Origin of the sequence: Aeromonas sp. QDB23, from assembly GCF_027707745.1 — a bacterium.
GTDB lineage: Bacteria > Pseudomonadota > Gammaproteobacteria > Enterobacterales > Aeromonadaceae > Aeromonas > Aeromonas allosaccharophila.
Map to the genome: position 1 here is coordinate 21,766 of NZ_JAPCJA010000047.1, position 19,201 is coordinate 40,966.

Below are 19,201 nucleotides of genomic sequence, written 5' to 3' on the forward strand. Positions count from 1 at the left end.
TCTGTGGAGAAAAACTGAAGTCGGAAAGATAAGGCGTAAAAAGTACGGGTAGGGATCAGAGATCCTTCCCCTCCGCCAGCTTGCGCTCGTAGTCACTTTTCACAATGGCCAGCGCCGCCAACACCAGCTCGGGGGCCAGCTGGTTGGTCTCCAGCAGTTCAATCAGATCCACCGCGAGTTTCACCTCGGGCGGGGCAGTTTCCAGTGACATGGGCAGGGTTCCGGTTGCGGGAAGAGGGGGGATTATACAGGGGCGCTGCCGCTGGCCGAAAGCGCCCGCTGTATCGGGCTGTGAGGCACGAAGGTCAGAGGTGCTGGCGCATCTCCTTGTCGATCTCCTCGCGCAGGGCGATCAGCTTTTTGGCGTACTGCTGCAACTGCAGATCGCTCTCGCTCAGTGGCTGCCACTGGGGAACCGGGGTCGGCTTGCCCTGCTCATCCATCGCCACAAAGATGATGATGCAGTGGGTGGTCTTGTGGCGCTCGGTCTCGGTGGGGTGGCGGCTGTAGACATCCACCGCCAGATGCATGCTGGTGGTGCCGGTGTGGATCACCTGAGCGTGTACCTCTACCAACTGGCCAATCTGGATGGGGCGCAAAAAGCGGATTCCCCCCACATAGACGGTCACCGCATAGCCGCCGCACCAGCCCGCGGCGCAGGCATAGCCCGCCTGATCGATCCACTTCATCACCATGCCGCCATGCACCTTGCCGCCGAAGTTGACGTCGGAGGGTTCGGCCAGAAATTGCAGGGTCAGTTCGCGATTGGGCACAGTTACATCCTTATTGCCTGAAGGGTTTCCCTGAGCTTTGCCCCATCGGCCTGCCCGGTCAAGGGTTCATCCCCGATTCAGGGGGGCGGGGTCACTATCTGGCTCTATTCATCCCGATTTCACTTTTTTGACCCGCAGGAGTGACACCATGAAACAGATGCTGGAACAGTTGCTGGGGGCTGGCAAAGGCTGGCTCAACGAAGGCGGAGACAAGCGCAAGGGGCAGATGCAGGGGGCGCTGGCCGGCGGTGCGCTCGGTCTGCTGCTGGGCAACAAGAAGATGCGCAAATATGGCGGCAAGGCGGCTGCCGTGGGCGGCGCTGCGGCCCTTGGCGGGCTGGCCTACAAGCTCTATCAGGATTGGCAGGCCCAGCAGTCGGCGCCCGCCCAGCCGACCCATCCTGTCAGCACTCTGGAAGGCAATGCGCTGGATGCCCGCGCGGCTCTCTTGGTGCGCGCCATGGTGGCGGCAGCCCGGGCCGATGGCCATATCGACGGCGCCGAGCGCAAGAAAATTCAGGAGTACCTGACCGAACAGGGCCAGAGCGATGCCGCCCGCTGGATTGACGCCGAACTGGCCCGCCCCCTCGACCCTCACGCACTGGCGCGGGAAGTGACCGACATGGAGCTGGCCACCGAGGTCTATCTTGCCTCCCTGCTTGCCATCGAAGTGGATCACTTTATGGAGCGCGGTTATCTCGACGAGCTGGCACGCGCTCTCAAGCTCGATGAGAACCTGAAAGGAAGTATCGAGCGGCAGGTGGCGCAACTTAACGCCCCCGCCTGATACCCCTCACCGCCATGGATTGCCGATAACGCCCCGCTCAAGGGGCGTTGTTGTTTTCAGTTTTCGCCAAGTTGATCTTTGCCTAGCTGTACGGCAATCAGCGCCGCCAGCCGGGTGAGGGCCAGCTCCAGCTGTTCGCTCCAGGGATGGGAGCTGTTGAGGCGCAGGCAGTGGTTGTGTTGCCCCTGACTGGAAAAGAGCGCGCCGGGGGCCACTGAAAAACCGCTACCAAGTGCCTGGGCGTGCAGGGCGCGGCTGTCGAAATGGGCAGGCAGCTCCAGCCAGAGAAAGTAGCCGCCATCGGGGGAGGAGATGTTCACTTCACCCGGCAACAGCCGCAACAGGGCCGCCCGCATCTGCTGCTGGCGCTGGGCCAAGGTGTGGCGCAGGCGGCGAAAGTGGGCATCGATCCCGCCCTGGCGCAGCATCTCGGCCAGCGCCAGCTGGCTCGGTACATTGGTGGAGAGGGTGGACATCAGCTGCAGCCGCTGCACCCGCTCGGCATGGGGCCCCGCCACCACCCAGCCGACCCGAAAGCCCGGCGCCAGGCACTTGGAAAAGGAGCTGCAGAGCAGGCTGTCGCCACGCTGATCCCAGTGGCGGAGCGGCTTGGGGCGCTCGCGGCCAAAGTAGACCTCCGCATAGACGTCATCCTCCACCAGCGGCACCTTGTGGGCGTTGAGCAGTGCCATCAGTCCCTGTTTATGCGCATCTGGCATGGTGTGGCCCAGCGGGTGCTGCACATTGCCCATCAGCCAGCACGCCTTGATCGGCATCCGGGCCAGGGCATCTTCCAATAGCGCCAGATCGATGCCCACCCCCGGGATGACCGGGATCTCCACCGCCTTGAGTTTCAGCCGCTCGATGGCCTGCAGGGCGCCATAGAAGGTGGGGGACTCTACCACCACCCAGTCACCGGGCTCGGTCAGCACCTGCAGGCTGAGGGAGAGCGCCTCCATGGCGCCGGTGGTGATGATGATCTCCTGTGGATTGACCGCCACTCCGTCGCTGGCGTAGCGCTGGGCGATGGCACGACGCAGCGCCTCGTTACCGGGGGGCAGGTCGGCCACCGTGCTGAAGGGATCGAGCTTGCGCATGCAACTGGCCAGCGCCCGCCCGAGCTGGGGATGGGGGAACAGGGTCGGGTCGGCCACCGACATGCCAAGGGGCACCAGATCCCGCGATTTGCTCGCCTGCAACACCTCGAACACCAGATCGTTGATATCCACCGAACCGCTGTAATGGGTCTGGCTCGGCGTGTGCTGCACGACTTGTGGTGAAGCGGCTTTGACGTAGTAGCCGGACTGGGGGCGGGCGAGGATCCGCCCCTGACTTTCGAGCAGTTGATAGGCCTGCAACACCGTCATGGGGCTGAGCCCGTGGGTCTTGCAGCTCTGGCGAATGGAGGGGATGCGCTCCCCCGGTTGCCAGATGCCATCGTCGATCTGGCTTTGCAGGCGGTCGGCCAACTGCTGGTAAAGGGACATGATCTGGATCAACTGTTATAGGTGTAATTCAATATAACTGCATCTGTTATAGGTGTCATGCTCCGTGATGTACTTGTCACGCACGAAACGTGCAAGGCAAATACAACAAAAGAGAGTGACGCATGATCAATCCGGATGACGTGGTCAGCCTGTCTCGCCTGCAATTTGGCGCCACGGCCCTGTTCCACTTCCTGTTTGTGCCCCTCACGCTGGGGCTGTCCTGGATCCTGGTGATCGCCGAGTCGGCTTATGTGATGACCGGCAAGGTGATCTATCAGGACATCACCCGCTTCTGGGGCAAACTGTTTGGCATCAACTTCGTCATGGGGGTCACCACGGGGATCACCATGGAGTTCCAGTTCGGCACCAACTGGGCTTATTACTCCCACTATGTGGGGGACATCTTCGGTACCCCGCTGGCCATCGAGGGGCTGATGGCCTTCTTCCTCGAATCAACGCTGGTGGGGCTCTTCTTCTTCGGCTGGGACAAGCTCTCTCGCGGCAAGCACCTGCTGGTGACCATGCTGGTGGCGCTCGGCTCCAACCTCTCGGCGCTGTGGATCCTGATCGGCAACGGCTGGATGCAAAACCCGGTGGGGGCCGAGTTCAACCTGCTGACCCAGCGGATGGAGCTGGTGGATATCGCCGCCGTGCTGTTCAACCCGGTGACGCAGGTGAAGTTCGTTCACACCGTTGCGGCGGGCTATGTGGCCGCCTCCATGTTTGTGATGGGGGTGAGCAGCTGGTATCTGCTGCGCAAGACGGAAGTGCAGTTTGCCCTGCGTTCCTTCGCCATCGCCTCCGGCTTCGGGCTGGCCGCCATCCTCTCGGTCATTGTGCTCGGGGATGAGTCGGGCTATCGCACCGGCGAGGTGCAGAAGGTCAAACTCGCCGCCATCGAGGCGGAGTGGGAGACCGAGCCAGCACCAGCTTCCTTTACCTTGTTCGGCTTCCCGGATCAGCAGGCGGAAACCACCCACGCCGCCATCAAGATCCCGTATCTGATGGGGATCATCGCCACTCGCTCCCTCGATGAGGCGGTGACCGGCATCAAGGATCTCAAGGTGCAGCACGAGGCGCGCATTCGCAGCGGCATGGTGGCGGCCGAGGCCCTCGACCAGATCCGGCAGGGCGATGACACCACGGCCACCCGCGCTCGCTTCGAGCAGCACGGCAAGGATCTCGGCTACGGTCTGCTGCTGACCCCCTATGCCAGCAATATCGCCAAGGCTGGTGAGGCAGAGATCGCCAAGGCAGTGGATGACTCCATCCCACCAGTGGCGCCGCTGTTCTGGGGCTTTCGGGTGATGGTGGGGCTTGGCGTCACCATGCTGGGGCTGATGGTGGTGAGCTTTGTCCAGCTCTGTCGCAACCGGCTGCAAGACTCGCCACGGCTGCTCAAGACCCTGCTCTGGAGCATTCCGCTGCCGTGGATTGCCATCGAGGCGGGCTGGCTGGTGGCCGAACTTGGCCGTCAACCCTGGACCATCAGCGACGTGCTGCCGGTCTCGGCCTCGGTCTCTTTGCTTCAGCCGGGCCAACTCTGGTTCAGCCTGATCGCCATCTGTTCCATCTACACCCTGCTGCTGCTGGTGGAGCTGTTCCTGTTGCGCCATGTGATCCGCAAGGGGCCCGCCATTCTCCATACTGGCCGCTACAGCGGTGAACAACCCGAACTTGCGAGGATCGCCTGATGGATTACGCAACCCTGAAACTCATCTGGTGGGCGCTGGTGCTCTTCATGATGGTCGGTTTTATCGTGATGGATGGCTTCGACCTCGGCATCGCCATGCTGCTGCCGGTGGTGTCGAAAGATGACGAAGACCGTCGTTTGGTGATCAACAGCGTGGGGCCGGTGTGGGAGGGCAATCAGGTGTGGCTGATTGCTGGTGCCGGTGCCCTGTTCGCCGCCTGGCCACTGGTGTATGCCGCCGCCTTCTCGGGGCTTTACATCCCCATGGTGGTGCTGCTGCTCGGGCTCTTTCTGCGTCCGGTCGGTTTTGACTATCGCAGCAAGCTGGCCGATCCGGTGTGGCGTCGCTGGTGGGATCGGGCGCTGGTGGCCGGTGGTCTGGTGCCTGCCTTGATCCTGGGCGCAGCCATTGGTCTGGTGATGGAGGGGCTGCCATTTCGCTTCGATACGGCGCTGCGTCTGCACTACGGCGCGTTCGACTTCCACTGGGGCTGGCTGCTCTCGGTGCTGGCCACTGCCATCACCTTGCTGCTGCTGCACGGCGCCAGCTTTTTGCAGGCCAAGGTAACGGGCACCCCTGCGCTGCGCGCACGGGGGATCGCCATCCTGCTGGCCCCGCTGGTGACCCTCTGCTACCTGCTGGCCGGTTGGCATCTGGTGGATCTGCAAGGGTTTCAGCTGACCGGTGTGGGCACACAACCCTTTGACTCGAATGCCGCCATCAGCCCGTTGATGAAGGGGGTCACCCCCCATGTCGCTGGCTGGCTGCACAACTACCACGAGCAGCCGCTGCTGTGGCTGGTGCCGATCATCGGGGCGTTGGCGCCGCTGGTGAGCGGGATTGCCGCCTGGCTGGAGCGGGGCCGGATAGCGCTGCTGGCCAGCGCCATGGCCTGCGCCGCCATGCTCTGCTCGGTGGCCATCGCCCTGTTCCCCTTCGTGCTGCCTTCATCCCTTGATGCGGTCAGCAGCCTGACCCTGTGGGACAGCACCTCCAGCTACAAGACGCTGGCCATCATGTTCGGCATCGTGCTGGTGCTGATGCCGGTCAACCTCGGCTACACCGGCTGGGTCTATCGGGTGGTGCGGGGCAAGCTCGACCGTGCCCGCATCAAGCGCGACAGCCATCAACTCTACTGACCTCAAGGGATCTGCTATGTGGTACTTCACCTGGATTTTGGGCCTCGGATTCGCCCTGCTGCTGGGCCTGTGCAACCTGCTCTGGCTGGAAGCGCGCTGGCAGGCGGACGAACGGGACGGTAACTGACTGCGGGGGGCTCGCGCCCCGCCATGGCCGGTGGCTGGCGTTGACTCGTCGCCATCGGCCCCTCTCTCCCCCTCTTTAAACGACACACACGACACACTTTCAACTGACAACCAACCGACAGGTAATTGTGATGAAACAGAGATTGAAAGCGGTGGCGCTGGCCATCGGGTGCGCGCTCGCCGTCGCCCCGGCCTGTGCCGAACCGGTACAACTGACGCCACTGGATAAAACCTTCACCCTGCAGGTGCTCGGCAGTGGTGGCCCCATCTCCGACGACCTGCGCGCCTCCTCCAGCGAGGTGATCTGGTGGAAGGGGAAATCCCGCATCCTGATCGATGCCGGTGGTGGCGTCTACCTGCGCTTCGGTCAGGCAGGGGCCAAGCTCGAAGAGGTCGATTTTATCGGCATCACCCATTTTCACACCGACCATGTGACCGACCTGCCCGCCCTGCTCAAGGGGGCCTATTTCTTCGAGCGCAGCGATCCGCTGGGTCTGGCGGGGCCGCAAGCCGGTTCGGCCTTCCCCAGCATGAGCGGCTACTTTGACGCCCTCTTCAACAAGGATAAGGGCGCTTATGCCTACCTGAGCGGCTTCAAGGATGGCACCGATGGCCTCTTCCCCATCACCCTGCACGATGTGCCCTACCAGAGCCCGCAGCCCCACACCGTCTATCAGCAGGATGGGTTGACCATCACCGCCCTCGGCATCCCTCACGGTGACGTGCCCTGTCTGGCCTATCGCATCGAGAGCGCCGAGGGAACCATCGTCATCTCGGCGGATCAGAACGGCAGCAACCCGGCCTTTGTGCCGTTTGCCAAGGGGGCCGACATTCTGGTGATGCCGCTCGCCATTCATGAAGCAGCCGACCCGGTCTCCGCCTCGCTCCATGCCAAGCCATCTGTGGTGGCCAAGATTGCCGCCGAGGTGAACCCCAAGCTGCTGGTGCTGAACCACTGGATGGGGGTTGGCCTCAATCACAAGAAAGAGGCGATGGCCATCGTCAAACAGCAGTTCCACGGCCAGATCGTGGCCGCCCGCGATCTCTCCAGCTACCCCGTTTCATCCGTCAAGGAGTCCGCTCATGAGTAACTCAAGCTGCAACAAAACCACCGGCAAACTGACCCTCTCCATCGCCATGACCAGCCTGATTGCCCTGACCCCGGGACTGGCGCTGGCGGCCACCCCGAGCGATGCGCCGGTGAAAGCTGCCCCCAGCGAACAGCACGGCGGCAAGTGTGCGGCGGGTAAGTGCGGCACCGAGAAGCGCTTCGAAAAACAGGCTTTAGACAGCGATCCGCAGGGGCGGCTGGTGCGCGCTCGCGATGGCAAGTGTGGCGTGGCGGGCGAGGGGATTGATGGCAATACATCCAGCAAGGGCAGCAAGATGACGGAGGGGGTATGCGGCCAATAAGCTCCCGCAGTCGGGGGATCGGGCTGCGTCAGGAGCATCTGGATGCGCTCTGCTCCGGCCCCGTCCGCCCCTGCATCGACTTTCTCGAACTGGCGCCGGAGAACTGGATGGCTATCGGCGGCGCCAAGCGGGCGCAGCTGCATCAGCTTGCCGAGTGTTACCCGCTGGTGGCCCACGGCCTCAGCCTCTCCCTCGGCGATTGCCAGCCCCTCAATCGCACCCTGCTCAGCCAGATCCGCACCTTTCTGGACGAGTTCGGCATCGGGATCTACAGCGAGCACCTGAGCTTTTCCCGCGACCAGCAGGGGTATCTTTACGAGCTCTTACCGGTGCCGCGTCAGTGGGAGAACATCCCCTATCTGGCCGAGCGGATCGAGCAGGTGCAGGAGGCGCTGGCCCGCCCGCTGGTGTTGGAAAATATCTCCTACTACCACGGCTATGACCACGAGATGCCGGAGGAGGATTTTCTCGCCGAGCTGGTGGCGCGCAGCGGCTGCGAGCTGCTGCTCGATATCAACAACGCCTTTGTGAACAGCCACAACCACGGTTACTGTCCCAAGCGGATGATCGCCGGGTTGCCGAGCAATGCGATCCGCTATTTCCATATCGCCGGTCATCTGGAAGAGGCGGACGGCACCTTGCTGGATACCCACGGCAAACCGGTTTGCGAGGAGGTGGTGGCGCTGGCCCGTTATACGGTGCAGACCCACGGCCTGCGCCCCCTGTTGCTGGAGCGGGATCACCATCTGCCACCGCTGGCAGAGCTGGAGGCCGAGCTGGCGCGGGTGCACGGCGCCTGTTGTGAGGCGATCGACCGTCAGGTGCGGGAGGTGCGCTATGGATAGACGGTTATCACTGATCACTGCGCCCAAAACGGCGCCGCAGCGGATGCAGCAGCAGACCGCCTGGCTGGCGAGCCGGGTGCGGCTGCCGCAGGATGGCATTGCCAGCCACTATGCCCGTAGCGTGCGCACCAATGTGGAGTCGGTGCTGGAGAGCGCTTTTCCGCTCACCCACGCTCACTGGGCGCAGGTGGACAGGTGGCAGCTGGTGGAGGGCTTTGTTATCGCGCACGGCGCCGAGGCTCCCGAGTTTCACCATATCGCCACCGAGTTTGTCCGCTATGTGCAGCATCGCCACAGCGAGGGCTCCCTCAACTGGCCCAGGCAGCGGCTGGCACTGCTGGAGTACGAGTGGGCCTGCCTCTGTGTCGAGATTGATGAAGGGGTGGTGCCGCAAGTGTTGCCGGGGGCGGAGGTAACGGCGGAGAGTTCGTTTACGCTCAATCCCACCCTGCAATTGCTAGAGCTCCCCTTTGCCATCCGTCGCAGCGGCGTGGTGCCTACCCGGCAGGGCAACCACTTCTATGGCCTGTTTCGCAGCCCGGATCATCAGGTGGTGACCCAGCGGTTGCGCGAATGGGATGTGGCCCTGATCCAGCTGTTGCAACAGCAGCCGGGGCTTAGCCGAACGGCGTTCCAGCAACAGGTGCAACAGGTTCGCCGCGACTTTGATCTGACCGAATGGGCGCGCCATTTTCACCGGCTTGGTCTGCTTACCCTGCCCGTCGGCGAGCGCCAGTCCGGCGCGCCCTTGCCCTGACTTAGGCCCTCATTTAGCAAACACCAAGGAGAATTCCCATGAACAACACCCTGATCCAGTGGTACGAGCGGGCGGTGGCCCAGTGCAAGCGGCTCGATTTTCTGGCCCTGCTGGCCATTCGCCTCTATCTCATTCCGGTCATCTATGTGGGGGCCCACTCCAAGGTAATGGGCTTTGCCGGCACCGTCGCCTGGTTTGGGGCCCCGGTCTCGGAAGGGGGGCTCAACCTGCCGTTCCCGACCCTGCTCGCCTTTCTGGCGGCGGGCACCGAGGTGCTGGGCTGCATCTGCATCGCCCTTGGCCTCTTTACCCGCATCATGGCCATTCCCACCATCTTCCTGATGAGCGTGGCGAGCGCCATGGTGCACTGGAAGCACGGCTGGGACGCCATCGCCACCGGCAGCATGGAGGCCACTGTGCGCCTCAACGGCTTTATCGAGTGGCTGGCCGCCAACTTCCCCGGTCGCTACAACTACATCACCGAGCTCGGGGATCCCGTGATGCTCAACAACGGGATGGAGTTTGCCGCCACCTACTTCGTGATGCTGTTGGTGCTGCTGGTTTACGGCGGGGGTCGCTACGTCAGTCTCGACTACTGGCTCAAGCGGGCAGTGACCAAGAGGGCAGTGATGTCTCGCCCGGCATAACAACCAACAAATAACAGAGCGTGAAAAGAGACGAGCGGCATAAGCCGCTCGTTTTTATTTGATGAAGGAAGAGGCGGAGCGGCCTGCTGGCACAGCTTATGCCTGACAGGCGGCGAGCCGGACGGCTTCGCGGCGCTCGCTGACATGGGTCAGCCCGTAGGCCAGCAGCACGATAAGGGCGCCGATCCAGGGGGTGTGCATCAGGCCGAGGTGCTCCACCACCAAGCCACCGACTATGGAACCGAGCGCAATGCCGACGTTGAAGGCGGCGATATTGAGGCCCGATGCCACATCCACTGCGTTGGGGGTGTGCAGCTCGGCCTGCTTGACCACCAGCACCTGCAGACCCGGCACATTGCCGAAGGCAAAAGCGCCCCACACCAGCACGGTCAGTACCGCCAGTACCGGATGGGGTGCGGTGAAGGTGAGGGCCAGCAGCACCAGCGCCAAACCGGCAAACAGCAGCTTCAACGCAGGTAGGGGGCCCATCTTGTCGGCCAGCTTGCCGCCCCAGATATTGCCGATGGCAACCGATACCCCGTAGACCAGCAGGATCAGGCTCACCGCACCGGCGCTAAAGCCGCTCACCTGCTGCAGGATCGGGGCGAGGAAGGTGAACGCAGTAAAGGCGCCGCCGTAACCGAGCGCCGTTTTGGCGTAGACCAGCAGCAGTGGTTTCTTGGTCAGTACCGAGAGCTGTTCGCGGATGGTCGAGGCCGCCCCCTTGGGCAGGTTATTGGGGATCAGCAGCAGGCTGCCCACCATGGCGATCACACCGAGCAGGCTCACTACCAGAAAGGTTTCACGCCAGCCAAATACCTGACCAATCCAGGTGCCGAGTGGCACGCCGGTTACCAGCGCCACTGTCAGACCGCTGAACATGATGGCGATGGCACTCGCCGCCTTCTCTTTGGCCACCAAGCCGGTGGCGATGGTGCTGCCCACCGAGAAGAAGACCCCGTGCGCCAGTCCGGTGAGGATGCGGGCCACAATCAGGCTCTCGTAACCGGGGGCCTGCCAGGCTAGCAGGTTGCCAGCGGTAAAGAGCGCCATCAGCCCCACCAGCAGCCACTTGCGCGGCACCTTGCCGGTGAGCGCCGTGAGCACGGGGGCGCCGATGGCTACCCCAAGGGCATAGAGGCTGACCAACAGGCCCGCCGAGGGGAGCGAGACATTGAGCTGCTGGGCTATGGTGGGGATGAGCCCCACGATCACAAATTCGGTGGTGCCGATCGCAAAGGCACTCAGGGTAAGGGCAAATAACGCCAGTGGCATAACAACTCCTTGGATAGTGACTCCCGACGGGAGAATGGCGCCAGTATGCCGATGCGATTTGTTGGCAAAAATGACGGTGACATCAAATTACTTTTGCCAAATCAGCAGCAATAACGCTGAGTGGGATGGAATTGCGTTGCCCGCCGCGCGAGCGCAACGCAGTGATCTGCCTCGCAGAACGGACTAAGCGCAGCTCCTTTTCTGAGCTTGCTTAAGCTCCAGTACAAGCTGGCCGCCATAGGGTTGTCCCTGTTAAACCCGTGAGTGTTGAATCCATGCGCGCCGGTGGTGTGATGGCCGCGCGCTTTCATCTACAGGCAATATCCAGCTGACAGGTAACATGATGACATTGAACCGACTCTCCTCTCTTTTGCTGCTGTGCGGCGCCTTTGCGGTACAGGCTGGCCAGAGCGACCCCCTCTCTGCCTGGAATGACACGGCAGCCAAGCAGGCGATCACCCGCTGGGTGACCAATGCCACCGATCAGCAGCTGCCCACCTTTATTCCGCCCGAGAAGCGCCATGTGGTGTTTGACAATGACGGCACCCTTTGGCCGGAAGCGCCCATGACCTATCAGCTGCAGTTTGCGATGGACGAGATCAAGCGCCTGGCACCAGAACACCCGGAGTGGAAGGCCGATCCCATCGTCGCGGCAGTGCTGAACAATGACCTCAAGGCCGTGGCCAAATCGGGGGAGAAGGGGCTCGCCAAGCTGGTGGGACTGACCCACAGCGGCATGACCACCACCGAGTTTGCCGAGCGGGTCAGCCGCTGGGTCAACAGCAGCAAGGATCCCCGTTTTGGCTGCCACTACGATCAGCTCGGTTATCTGCCGATGAAGCAGCTGCTGGGGTATCTGCGGGACAATGGCTTCCAGACCTGGATTGTCTCCGGCGGTGGCGTCGACTTTATGCGGGTGATGTCCGAGCAGATGTATGGCATCCCGCCCCAGCAGGTGATTGGCTCCTTTACCCTCGGCGAGTTTGCCCTGAACGGGCAGGGCAGCGAGATCCGCAAGACCATGAACGGTGCCTTCTTTGATGACGGCAAGGCGAAACCGGCGGCTATCCACCTGTTTATGGGACAGCGCCCTGTGGCGGCCTTTGGCAACAGCGATGGCGACGTGCCCATGCTGCAATACACCTCGACCAACCCGGATTACCACACCTTCGGCCTGCTGGTGCACCACACCGATGCCAAGCGCGAATACGCCTACGACAGCCATCCGCCTGCCAGCGGCAAGCTGATCGACGGGCTGGCACAGGCAAAAGCGCGGGGCTGGGTGGTGGTCGATATGAAATCAGACTGGAATCAGGTGTTCGATCCCGCCCTTTGTCAGAACGCGCCCTGATTGCGGGGGCTGCAGCTTGCGTCAACAGGTAGGCTGAAGGTTCAGCAAGCGCGGCAACGCGTGAGGCAAGAAAAGAGACAGGGAGAGCATGATGCTCTCCCTGTTTTATCTGGCTTGCTGGCAGAGCCAGCCTTTCTTTTGCGTTAGTCTCACGCCTTTCGCGTCAGTCCCACGCGGGGGCAAAGTCGGGATTGGCGCAGCGCTCGCCCCGATCCAGCGTGGCGATGGCGGCCATCTCCTCGCTGCTCAAGGTGATATCGAGAGCGGCCAGATTGGCAGCCTGATGCTCCCGCTTGGTGGAGCTCGGGATCACTGTCATGTCCTGCGCCAGCAGCCAGGCCAGCGACACCTGCGCCGCCGATACCCCGTGGCGCTTGCCAATCTCCATCAGCAGCGGCTCGCTCAGCACCTTGCCATAGGCGAGCGGCATATAGGCAGTAACGGCGATACCGTGAGCTTTGCAGAACGCGACCACCTTGCGGTTTTGCAGCAGAGGATGAACCTCGATCTGCTGATGGGCGATGGCCCCTGGCCCCAAAATCTCGATAGCCTGTTTGAGCTGGGCCACGGTGAAGTTGGAGACCCCGATCTCCCGGGTCAGGCCCTGTGCTTTGGCCTCGGCCAGTTGCTCCAGATAGACCGTCATCGGCACCTCATCCTTGGGGGAGGGCCAGTGGATCAGCGTCAGATCCAGATAGTCGGTGCCCAGTTTTTCCAGGCTCACCTCAAGACTCGGGATCACCTTGCCCGGGCCAAACTCGCTGGTCCACACCTTGGTGGTCAGGTAGATCTCGTGACGGGCAACAGTGTTGCGGGCCAGCACGGCGCCGACCTCGGCTTCGTTGTCATAGATCTGGGCGGTATCGATATGGCGATAGCCCAGCTCCAAACCGTTGGTCAGGGTGGCAAGCAGCGGCTCGCCCTTCAGGCGGAAGGTGCCCAGACCCATGGGTGGCATATTGATCATCTCGTTCCTCAATGGGGTGGTGGTTGGCCCTTGACGGGCTAATCGGGAGCGGCGCAAGTGCCCGTCAGGCGCCCAGCGGCTGATAGCGGCGAATGGTGCTGTCGGCAAACCAGGGCTCGGCCTTGGCGATAAATTCGGTAAAGTGGGGCTGGTTCTGATGGGCTGTGAGGGCCGCTTCGCTCTCCCACACTTCGTAGAGCATCCAGCTGTGGGGATGGTCCAAGTCCTGATGCAGTTGATAGCGCTGGCAGCCAGCCTCTTGCTGGGTGGCCGCAATCAGCGGCTCAAGGGCGGCGCGAAACTGATCGGCATATTCAGGTTTGGCTTCAAGCTGGGCAATCACAATCACCGGTGATGACATCTGAACCTCCTTGGCAAAAACGAAGGGTCAGTATGCCTGCCGTGACTTGCTGGAAACAGGGCGCTGGTCGCAAAACAGTATTGGGGGGAGAGCAGCAATCCGGCAGCAAGAAATACATGGCGCAAGCGCCATGGTGGCATGGAAAAAATGAGAAAAGGGGCGGGCGTACCGCCCTGCATCATCAGGCGCGGGAAGGCTCCGACCAGACGGCAAACTCATTGCCGCTAGGCTCAACGAAGTGGAAACGGCGGCCACCGGGGAAGTCGAATAGTGGGCGGTTGATGGTGCCACCGTGTTGGCTAACCTTGGCTTGAGTCGCTTCAATATCGGCGCTGTAGAACACCAGCAGGGCGCCGCCCTGAGCTGTCTGGCTGCACTGATCCGCCCGATAGAATCCGCCATCCAGCCCCTCATCGGCAAAGGCGCAGTAGTCGGGGCCATAATCGACAAACTGCCAGCCAAATGCGGCCTGAAAGAAGGCTTTAGTCGCTGCAAGATCCCGTGCAGCAAACTCTACATAGTTCAGTTTTTCATGGACGTTCATAAAGTGATGCTCCCTGCTGATGTATTGGGCATGATGGCAGAGATAGCTGCGCCAACCTACTGACACCTCTTACGTTTTTTCTGGTCTGCTTCTCACGAGAGTGCTGCCACGATATGGGGCTTGAGCAACAAGGCTGCGGATGTGCTGAAGGGAATAAAAAAAATAAGTGGAACCGGATCCTTGCTGCGCTGGTAAGTGCGCCAACTGCAGTTGTGGCGGCGAATTATACGGTAGCCGAGCAGTAGACTATGGATGAAAACAGTCAGAGTAAAAATGACGATAGAATCCAGCAATTGAAGACCCCATTCAGGTAAAAGGTGGGTTGTACAGGTATGGATGCGTCATGTCTAGACCCGTATGGAAATTCATTCCCTCTCAGGTTGCTCATGTGAGAGTTGCTCAGGTATCTGCCCTAACTGCTCCCACGAGGTCAATCCAAGCTGTCGGCGCCTCAGCCAGAGCCTGATTAAGGTGAAGAGGCCAAATATGCCAGCGAACACGGCTGTATTGAACAGGGCTGATATTGGATCCTTCTCCTCTGGGCGCCAGACGAAAATCCACATAATCAGACCCCAAATTGGTGCAATAGAGAGGCCTGCACAGATGAAATTGACAAACCAACCGGCGTAATAAGGTGGTTTGACGGCACAGCCTAGTTTACGCAGCAATTTGAATAACCACGGGTTGTAGTCGAACTCCTTGATGCCCTTGTCAGCCAGCTCCTGATGGGCGGCGGCCAGCCGCGCTTCAAATGTCATGGTATTGATCCTTGTGAAACAGGTGGTGCCATACGGTGCTTTTCAGGCTGCATTGTACTGAGAAATCGCGAGCATGATGTGGGCTCGCGGTCACGTTCTTTCTCTGTAGAAAAACAGATCTGGCCCACCGGACCCTTGCCAACCCACAGCGGCTACGCCTATAAAGGCCCATTACTCTTGTCCGGATAACAGCAATGAAGACCCATTCTGATGAACTGACCCTGTTTGTGGCGGTGGTGGAGGCGGGCAGTTTTCGCCAGGCGGCGGAGAACCTCGGCATGGACAACTCGGTGGTGAGCCGTGGCATCAAGCGGCTGGAGGAGAAGCTCTCTACCGTGCTGCTCAACCGCACCACCCGCCGGGTCAGCCTGACCGAGGAGGGGAGCTGGTTCTATCAGCGGGCGGTGAAGATCCTGACCGAGATGAGCGAGGCGGAGGGGCATCTGCTGATGCGCCGGGAGCAGCCGGAGGGGATCTTGCGGGTCGATGCCGCCACCCCGTTTATCCTGCACCGGTTGGTGCCGATCATCGGCGAGTTTCGCCGCCGCTACCCCGCCATCGAGCTGCAGCTGCACAGCTCGGAGGGCTTTATCAATCTGATGGAGCGGCGGGTGGACATGGCCATCCGCATCGGCGAGCTGACCGACTCCTCCCTGCGCGCACTGCCGCTGGGCCGTTCGCGGCTGCGACTACTGGCCTCTCCCGCTTATTTGAGCGAGCGCGGTACGCCGCGCCAACCGGTAGATCTGCTGAGCGGTCACGAGCTGCTCGGCTTTTTGTATCCCGATCACCTCAACCACTGGCCGCTGCTCAGTGCCGAGCAGGGGGATCGCTTTGCCATCACCCCCAGCCTGCGTGCCAGCAGTGGCGAAACCTTGCGCCAGCTGGCGTTGCGGGGGCAGGGGATCGTCTGTCTGTCGGATTTTATGACCGGGCAGGATCGGGAGAGCGGGGCGCTGGTGGAGGTGCTGGCGCGCAATAACAGCGGCGCCTCGCGCCCCATCAATGCGGTCTTCTACTCCGATGCCCAGCGGGATATCCGGCTGCGGGTCTGGCTCGATTTTCTTAAAGAACAGCTGTGCAGCCACTCACTCTGATGCGGTGGGCCCGGATGCGCGGTGGGTGGCCGCGCAAGGGCGTTGGTGCTGCATGTGTGAATTATTCAGACGGCAGCCCAGCTGGCAATGTAACAGCCTGTCGGGAATGTAAAAAAAGAGGCCGACATTGCTGTCGGCCTCTCTGGTTTTTATCTCAACGGGATATCGGTTGCCCGATCACTCCTCTTCAGCCCAACGGCGTGAACGCTCGACCGCTTTCTGCCAGCCGCTGTAGCGTTTGGCGCGATCTTCTCTGTCCATCTGCGGGATGAACTCGCGGTCCACGCTGAACTTGTCTTCCAGCTCGTCGGAGCTCTTCCAGAAGCCGACTGCCAGACCCGCCAGGAAGGCGGCGCCCATGGCGGTGGTCTCGATGCGGGTCGGACGTACCACAGGGGTGTGCATCATGTCAGCCTGGAACTGCATCAGGAAGTCGTTGGCCACGGCGCCGCCGTCCACTTTCAGCGCTGCCAGCTTGATGCCGGAGTCCTGCTGCATCGCATCCAGCACATCGCGGCTCTGATAGGCGATGGATTCCAGCGCGGCACGGATGATGTGGTTGCGGTTGGCGCCACGGGTCAGACCGACCATGGTGCCGCGAGCATACGGATCCCAGTAGGGCGCGCCCAGACCGACGAAGGCCGGTACCAGATAGACGCCGTTGGTGTCACCCACCTTGGAGGCGAAGTAGTCGGTATCGCGGGCATCGTGAATGATCTTCAGCTCGTCACGCAGCCACTGGATGGTGGCGCCACCCATAAACACCGCACCTTCCAGTGCGTAGTTCACTTCCCCTTTCGGGCCGATGGCGACGGTGGTCAGCAGGCCGTTATTGGAGCGAACCGGTTCGGTGCCGGTGTTCATCAGCATGAAGCAGCCGGTGCCGTAGGTGTTCTTGGCCATCCCTTTTTCAAAGCAGAGCTGACCGAACAGGGCAGACTGCTGGTCACCGGCAATACCGGCGATGGGGATGCGGGAGCCGCCGCCACGGGTGGTGTAACCGTACACTTCGGAAGAGGGTTTTACTTCCGGCAGCATGGACATCGGGATGCCCAGCTCGTCCAGCATCTTCTCGTCCCACTTCAGGTCGCGGATGTTGTAGAGCATGGTACGAGAGGCGTTGGTCGGGTCAGTGACGTGTACTTCGCCATTGGTCATCTTCCACACCAGCCAGGTGTCGATGGTGCCGAACAGCAGCTCGCCGTTCATTGCCTTCTCGCGGGCACCTTCCACGTTGTCGAGGATCCACTTCACCTTGGTACCGGAGAAGTAGGCATCCAGCACCAGGCCGGTATTGTCACGGACGTACTCTTCCAGACCGCGCGCTTTCAGCTCTTCGCAGATGGCTGCGGTACGGCGGCACTGCCAGACGATGGCGTTGTAGATGGGTTTGCCGGTGGCTTTTTCCCAGACGACGGTGGTTTCACGCTGGTTGGTGATACCGATGGCGGCGATCTCTTCGCTGCGCAGGCCGGTCTTGGCCAGCACTTCGGTAAAGACGGAGGATTGGGTCGCCCAGATCTCCATCGGGTCGTGCTCTACCCAGCCCGCTTTCGGGTAGTGCTGGGTAAATTCACGCTGGGAGGTGCCGACAATGTTGGCGTCCTGATCAAACACGATGGCGCGGGAAGAGGTGGTACCCTGGTCCAGAGCGACGACATATTTCTTTTCTGCAGACATGATGTTCTCCACGTTTATTTTCTACGTTGGGTGCCGTCTTACGCGGCAGCCTCTTCTTTGGTGGTTTGGGTCGCTTGCTCGGCGGCGGCAACACGGTTGCCCGGGACGCAGGGAGCCAGCACTTTGACATACAGAGCGGTACCAAGCTGGGCGCCAACGATGGGGCCAAGGATCGGAACCCAGAAGTAGGGGTTGTCACGACCACCGGTCAGGGCAACATCACCCCAGCCAGCAAAGAACGCGAACAGTTTCGGACCAAAGTCACGGGCCGGGTTCATGGCAAAACCGGTTAACGGGCCAAGGGAGGCGCCGATCACGGCGATCAGGATACCGATCAGCAGGGCGGCCGCGAAACCTTTGGGGGCGCCGTTGTTGTTGTCACCCAGCGCCATGATGCCCAGCATCAGCACGGCGGTGATCACCAGCTCGACGGCGAAGGCTTGCATGTTGGTCAGCAGGGCGTTCGGGTAGGTAGAGAAGATCCCGGCGGTGCCGAGGCTCTCGACGCTGCCGCGCACCACGTTATGGGTCACTTCCCACTGGGTGAAAAGGTTACCATAAAGGAAGTAGACAAGGGCCGCGAAGCAGAAAGCACCAGCCATCTGGGCGATGATGTAGGGCACTACCTTGCGCTTGTCGAACCCGCAGAAGGTCATCAGCGCCAGGGTCACGGCCGGGTTCAGGTGGGCACCTGAAATACCGCCGGTCACATAGATGGCGATCGCGACGCCCAGACCCCAGGTAATGGAGATTTCCCATTGCCCGAAGTTGGCACCTGCCAGCACCAGAGCGGCGACACAACCGACGCCGAAAAATATCAGCAAGCCGGTTCCGATAAACTCGGCGATGCATTCGCCAAGCAGGGTATTGGGTCTTTGTATGCTCATATCTTTATTCCTTATATCCACCCGTAGAGGCCATAGAGGTTTAATGTTCCGTTTTTCATTTTTGTGTCTATCCGTTGCGGCCGAAAACGTTTCCTTGTTGTTTTTGCGTCTTGCGCAAACGTTATGCTCGTTTGCGCTCGTTATCGGACGAGAGAGAAAATAAACCTTCCCGCGAAATTCACCATCCCCCTGCCATGGGAAATGTGGACAAGATCCCACTCATTGCTAAGAAAATGTGACGTATAGCAACTTGATGGCGGCAAGATACCACTAAGGGGGTACTCTCTATCCCTTGTCCGGCAAGGGTTTGAGGCAGATGAGTAACTGCTCATTTGGAACTTTTATTTGTAATAGAAATGAAATATTTGAGCATGCATCACAGATTAAATGAGCGCATATGAGCACAATGGGCTCGCTTACGAATCAGTGGACTCACATGGTTCGTCGGAATGGTCAGGGCATCCTCAACCGCCCATAACAACAATAAGGAAGCAGAACATGCTTAGTCTCTTCAGGCCTGCGGCGCACATCGACAGGTAACCGTTCACCGGGACGGTGTTGACAGCACCAACTCCTCCGGGAACGGGTAGTCGGTTTTCTCGATGCAGGACCT

The 19,201-nt window shown here is 61.0% G+C and carries 21 protein-coding genes; 11 read left to right on the top strand and 10 right to left on the bottom strand.

Translation table 11 applies throughout. The features are described from left to right. Positions 1-55: 55 nt before the first annotated feature. Complete coding sequence (gene rsmS, locus PG888_RS17495; protein ID WP_082628436.1) at positions 56-211, bottom strand: pleiotropic regulatory protein RsmS; 156 nt, start codon at positions 209-211, stop codon at positions 56-58. Between the two features lie 94 nt (positions 212-305). Further along, complete coding sequence (locus tag PG888_RS17500) at positions 306-773, bottom strand: acyl-CoA thioesterase (protein WP_041208541.1); 468 nt, start codon at positions 771-773, stop codon at positions 306-308. Positions 774-921: 148 nt separating this feature from the next. Here PG888_RS17500 and PG888_RS17505 point away from each other — a divergent pair, with 148 nt between their 5' ends. Continuing rightward, positions 922-1,560: a tellurite resistance TerB family protein gene (locus tag PG888_RS17505; RefSeq protein WP_182937748.1), complete on the top strand. Its 639-nt coding sequence runs from the start codon at positions 922-924 to the stop codon at positions 1,558-1,560. 56 nt (positions 1,561-1,616) lie between these two features. On the opposite strand, the gene PG888_RS17510 is transcribed toward PG888_RS17505, so the two are convergent. Beyond that, on the bottom strand, positions 1,617-3,047 hold the full coding sequence (locus PG888_RS17510) for an aminotransferase-like domain-containing protein (protein WP_182937747.1): 1,431 nt from the start codon (positions 3,045-3,047) through the stop codon (positions 1,617-1,619). Positions 3,048-3,169: 122 nt separating this feature from the next. Between PG888_RS17510 and PG888_RS17515 the strand changes: the two genes are divergently transcribed. The 8 genes from PG888_RS17515 to PG888_RS17550 all read left to right on the top strand — a co-directional run bounded on the left by PG888_RS17515 (position 3,170) and on the right by PG888_RS17550 (position 9,668). Continuing rightward, the gene (locus tag PG888_RS17515) at positions 3,170-4,741 is read left to right on the top strand and encodes a cytochrome ubiquinol oxidase subunit I (protein WP_182937746.1); all 1,572 of its coding nucleotides are present in this window, start codon (positions 3,170-3,172) and stop codon (positions 4,739-4,741) included. Beyond that, on the top strand, positions 4,741-5,880 hold the full coding sequence (gene cydB / locus PG888_RS17520) for a cytochrome d ubiquinol oxidase subunit II (RefSeq protein ID WP_270693873.1): 1,140 nt from the start codon (positions 4,741-4,743) through the stop codon (positions 5,878-5,880). The genes PG888_RS17515 and cydB overlap by 1 nt, the downstream gene beginning before the upstream one ends. Before the next feature lie 16 nt (positions 5,881-5,896). Then, positions 5,897-6,007, top strand: coding sequence for a cytochrome bd-I oxidase subunit CydX (cydX, locus tag PG888_RS17525; RefSeq protein ID WP_005337572.1), 111 nt, complete (start codon positions 5,897-5,899; stop codon positions 6,005-6,007). A gap of 130 nt (positions 6,008-6,137) precedes the next feature. Beyond that, positions 6,138-7,097, top strand: coding sequence for an MBL fold metallo-hydrolase (locus PG888_RS17530; protein WP_182937744.1), 960 nt, complete (start codon positions 6,138-6,140; stop codon positions 7,095-7,097). Beyond that, positions 7,090-7,419, top strand: coding sequence for a hypothetical protein (locus tag PG888_RS17535; protein ID WP_182937743.1), 330 nt, complete (start codon positions 7,090-7,092; stop codon positions 7,417-7,419). The genes PG888_RS17530 and PG888_RS17535 overlap by 8 nt, the downstream gene beginning before the upstream one ends. Beyond that, a complete protein-coding gene (locus PG888_RS17540) occupies positions 7,407-8,264 on the top strand; it encodes a DUF692 domain-containing protein (protein WP_182937742.1) in 858 nt (285 codons plus the stop codon). The genes PG888_RS17535 and PG888_RS17540 overlap by 13 nt, the downstream gene beginning before the upstream one ends. After that, positions 8,257-9,021: an HvfC/BufC family peptide modification chaperone gene (locus PG888_RS17545; RefSeq protein WP_182937741.1), complete on the top strand. Its 765-nt coding sequence runs from the start codon at positions 8,257-8,259 to the stop codon at positions 9,019-9,021. Before PG888_RS17540 ends, PG888_RS17545 begins: the two co-directional genes overlap by 8 nt. Positions 9,022-9,059: 38 nt before the next feature. After that, entirely contained in the window at positions 9,060-9,668 is a 609-nt protein-coding gene (locus PG888_RS17550; protein ID WP_139729761.1) for an HvfX family Cu-binding RiPP maturation protein, read from the top strand. 96 nt (positions 9,669-9,764) lie between these two features. Here the strand turns inward: PG888_RS17550 and PG888_RS17555 are convergent, their stop codons facing one another. After that, on the bottom strand, positions 9,765-10,943 hold the full coding sequence (locus PG888_RS17555; RefSeq protein WP_182937740.1) for an MFS transporter: 1,179 nt from the start codon (positions 10,941-10,943) through the stop codon (positions 9,765-9,767). A gap of 340 nt (positions 10,944-11,283) precedes the next feature. Here PG888_RS17555 and PG888_RS17560 point away from each other — a divergent pair, with 340 nt between their 5' ends. Next, complete coding sequence (locus tag PG888_RS17560; RefSeq protein WP_232093549.1) at positions 11,284-12,294, top strand: HAD family hydrolase; 1,011 nt, start codon at positions 11,284-11,286, stop codon at positions 12,292-12,294. Between the two features lie 163 nt (positions 12,295-12,457). Here the strand turns inward: PG888_RS17560 and dkgB are convergent, their stop codons facing one another. The 4 genes from dkgB to PG888_RS17580 form a co-directional block, all read right to left on the bottom strand. Further along, a complete protein-coding gene (dkgB, locus tag PG888_RS17565; protein ID WP_182937739.1) occupies positions 12,458-13,261 on the bottom strand; it encodes a 2,5-didehydrogluconate reductase DkgB in 804 nt (267 codons plus the stop codon). A 64-nt stretch (positions 13,262-13,325) separates the two neighbouring features. Then, positions 13,326-13,622 (bottom strand): putative quinol monooxygenase, encoded by a 297-nt coding sequence (locus PG888_RS17570; RefSeq protein WP_182937738.1) that lies wholly within the window; start codon positions 13,620-13,622, stop codon positions 13,326-13,328. A gap of 181 nt (positions 13,623-13,803) precedes the next feature. Continuing rightward, on the bottom strand, positions 13,804-14,166 hold the full coding sequence (locus PG888_RS17575) for a VOC family protein (RefSeq protein WP_182937737.1): 363 nt from the start codon (positions 14,164-14,166) through the stop codon (positions 13,804-13,806). 365 nt (positions 14,167-14,531) lie between these two features. Further along, positions 14,532-14,924: a DUF6404 family protein gene (locus tag PG888_RS17580; protein ID WP_182937736.1), complete on the bottom strand. Its 393-nt coding sequence runs from the start codon at positions 14,922-14,924 to the stop codon at positions 14,532-14,534. 194 nt (positions 14,925-15,118) lie between these two features. Here PG888_RS17580 and PG888_RS17585 point away from each other — a divergent pair, with 194 nt between their 5' ends. Beyond that, the gene (locus PG888_RS17585) at positions 15,119-16,021 is read left to right on the top strand and encodes a LysR substrate-binding domain-containing protein (protein WP_182937735.1); all 903 of its coding nucleotides are present in this window, start codon (positions 15,119-15,121) and stop codon (positions 16,019-16,021) included. 177 nt (positions 16,022-16,198) lie between these two features. Here PG888_RS17585 and glpK read toward each other — a convergent pair whose 3' ends face one another. Continuing rightward, entirely contained in the window at positions 16,199-17,701 is a 1,503-nt protein-coding gene (gene glpK / locus PG888_RS17590; protein ID WP_182937734.1) for a glycerol kinase GlpK, read from the bottom strand. Positions 17,702-17,739: 38 nt separating this feature from the next. Then, a complete protein-coding gene (locus PG888_RS17595) occupies positions 17,740-18,588 on the bottom strand; it encodes an MIP/aquaporin family protein (RefSeq protein ID WP_042057673.1) in 849 nt (282 codons plus the stop codon). Positions 18,589-19,201: the final 613 nt, after the last annotated feature.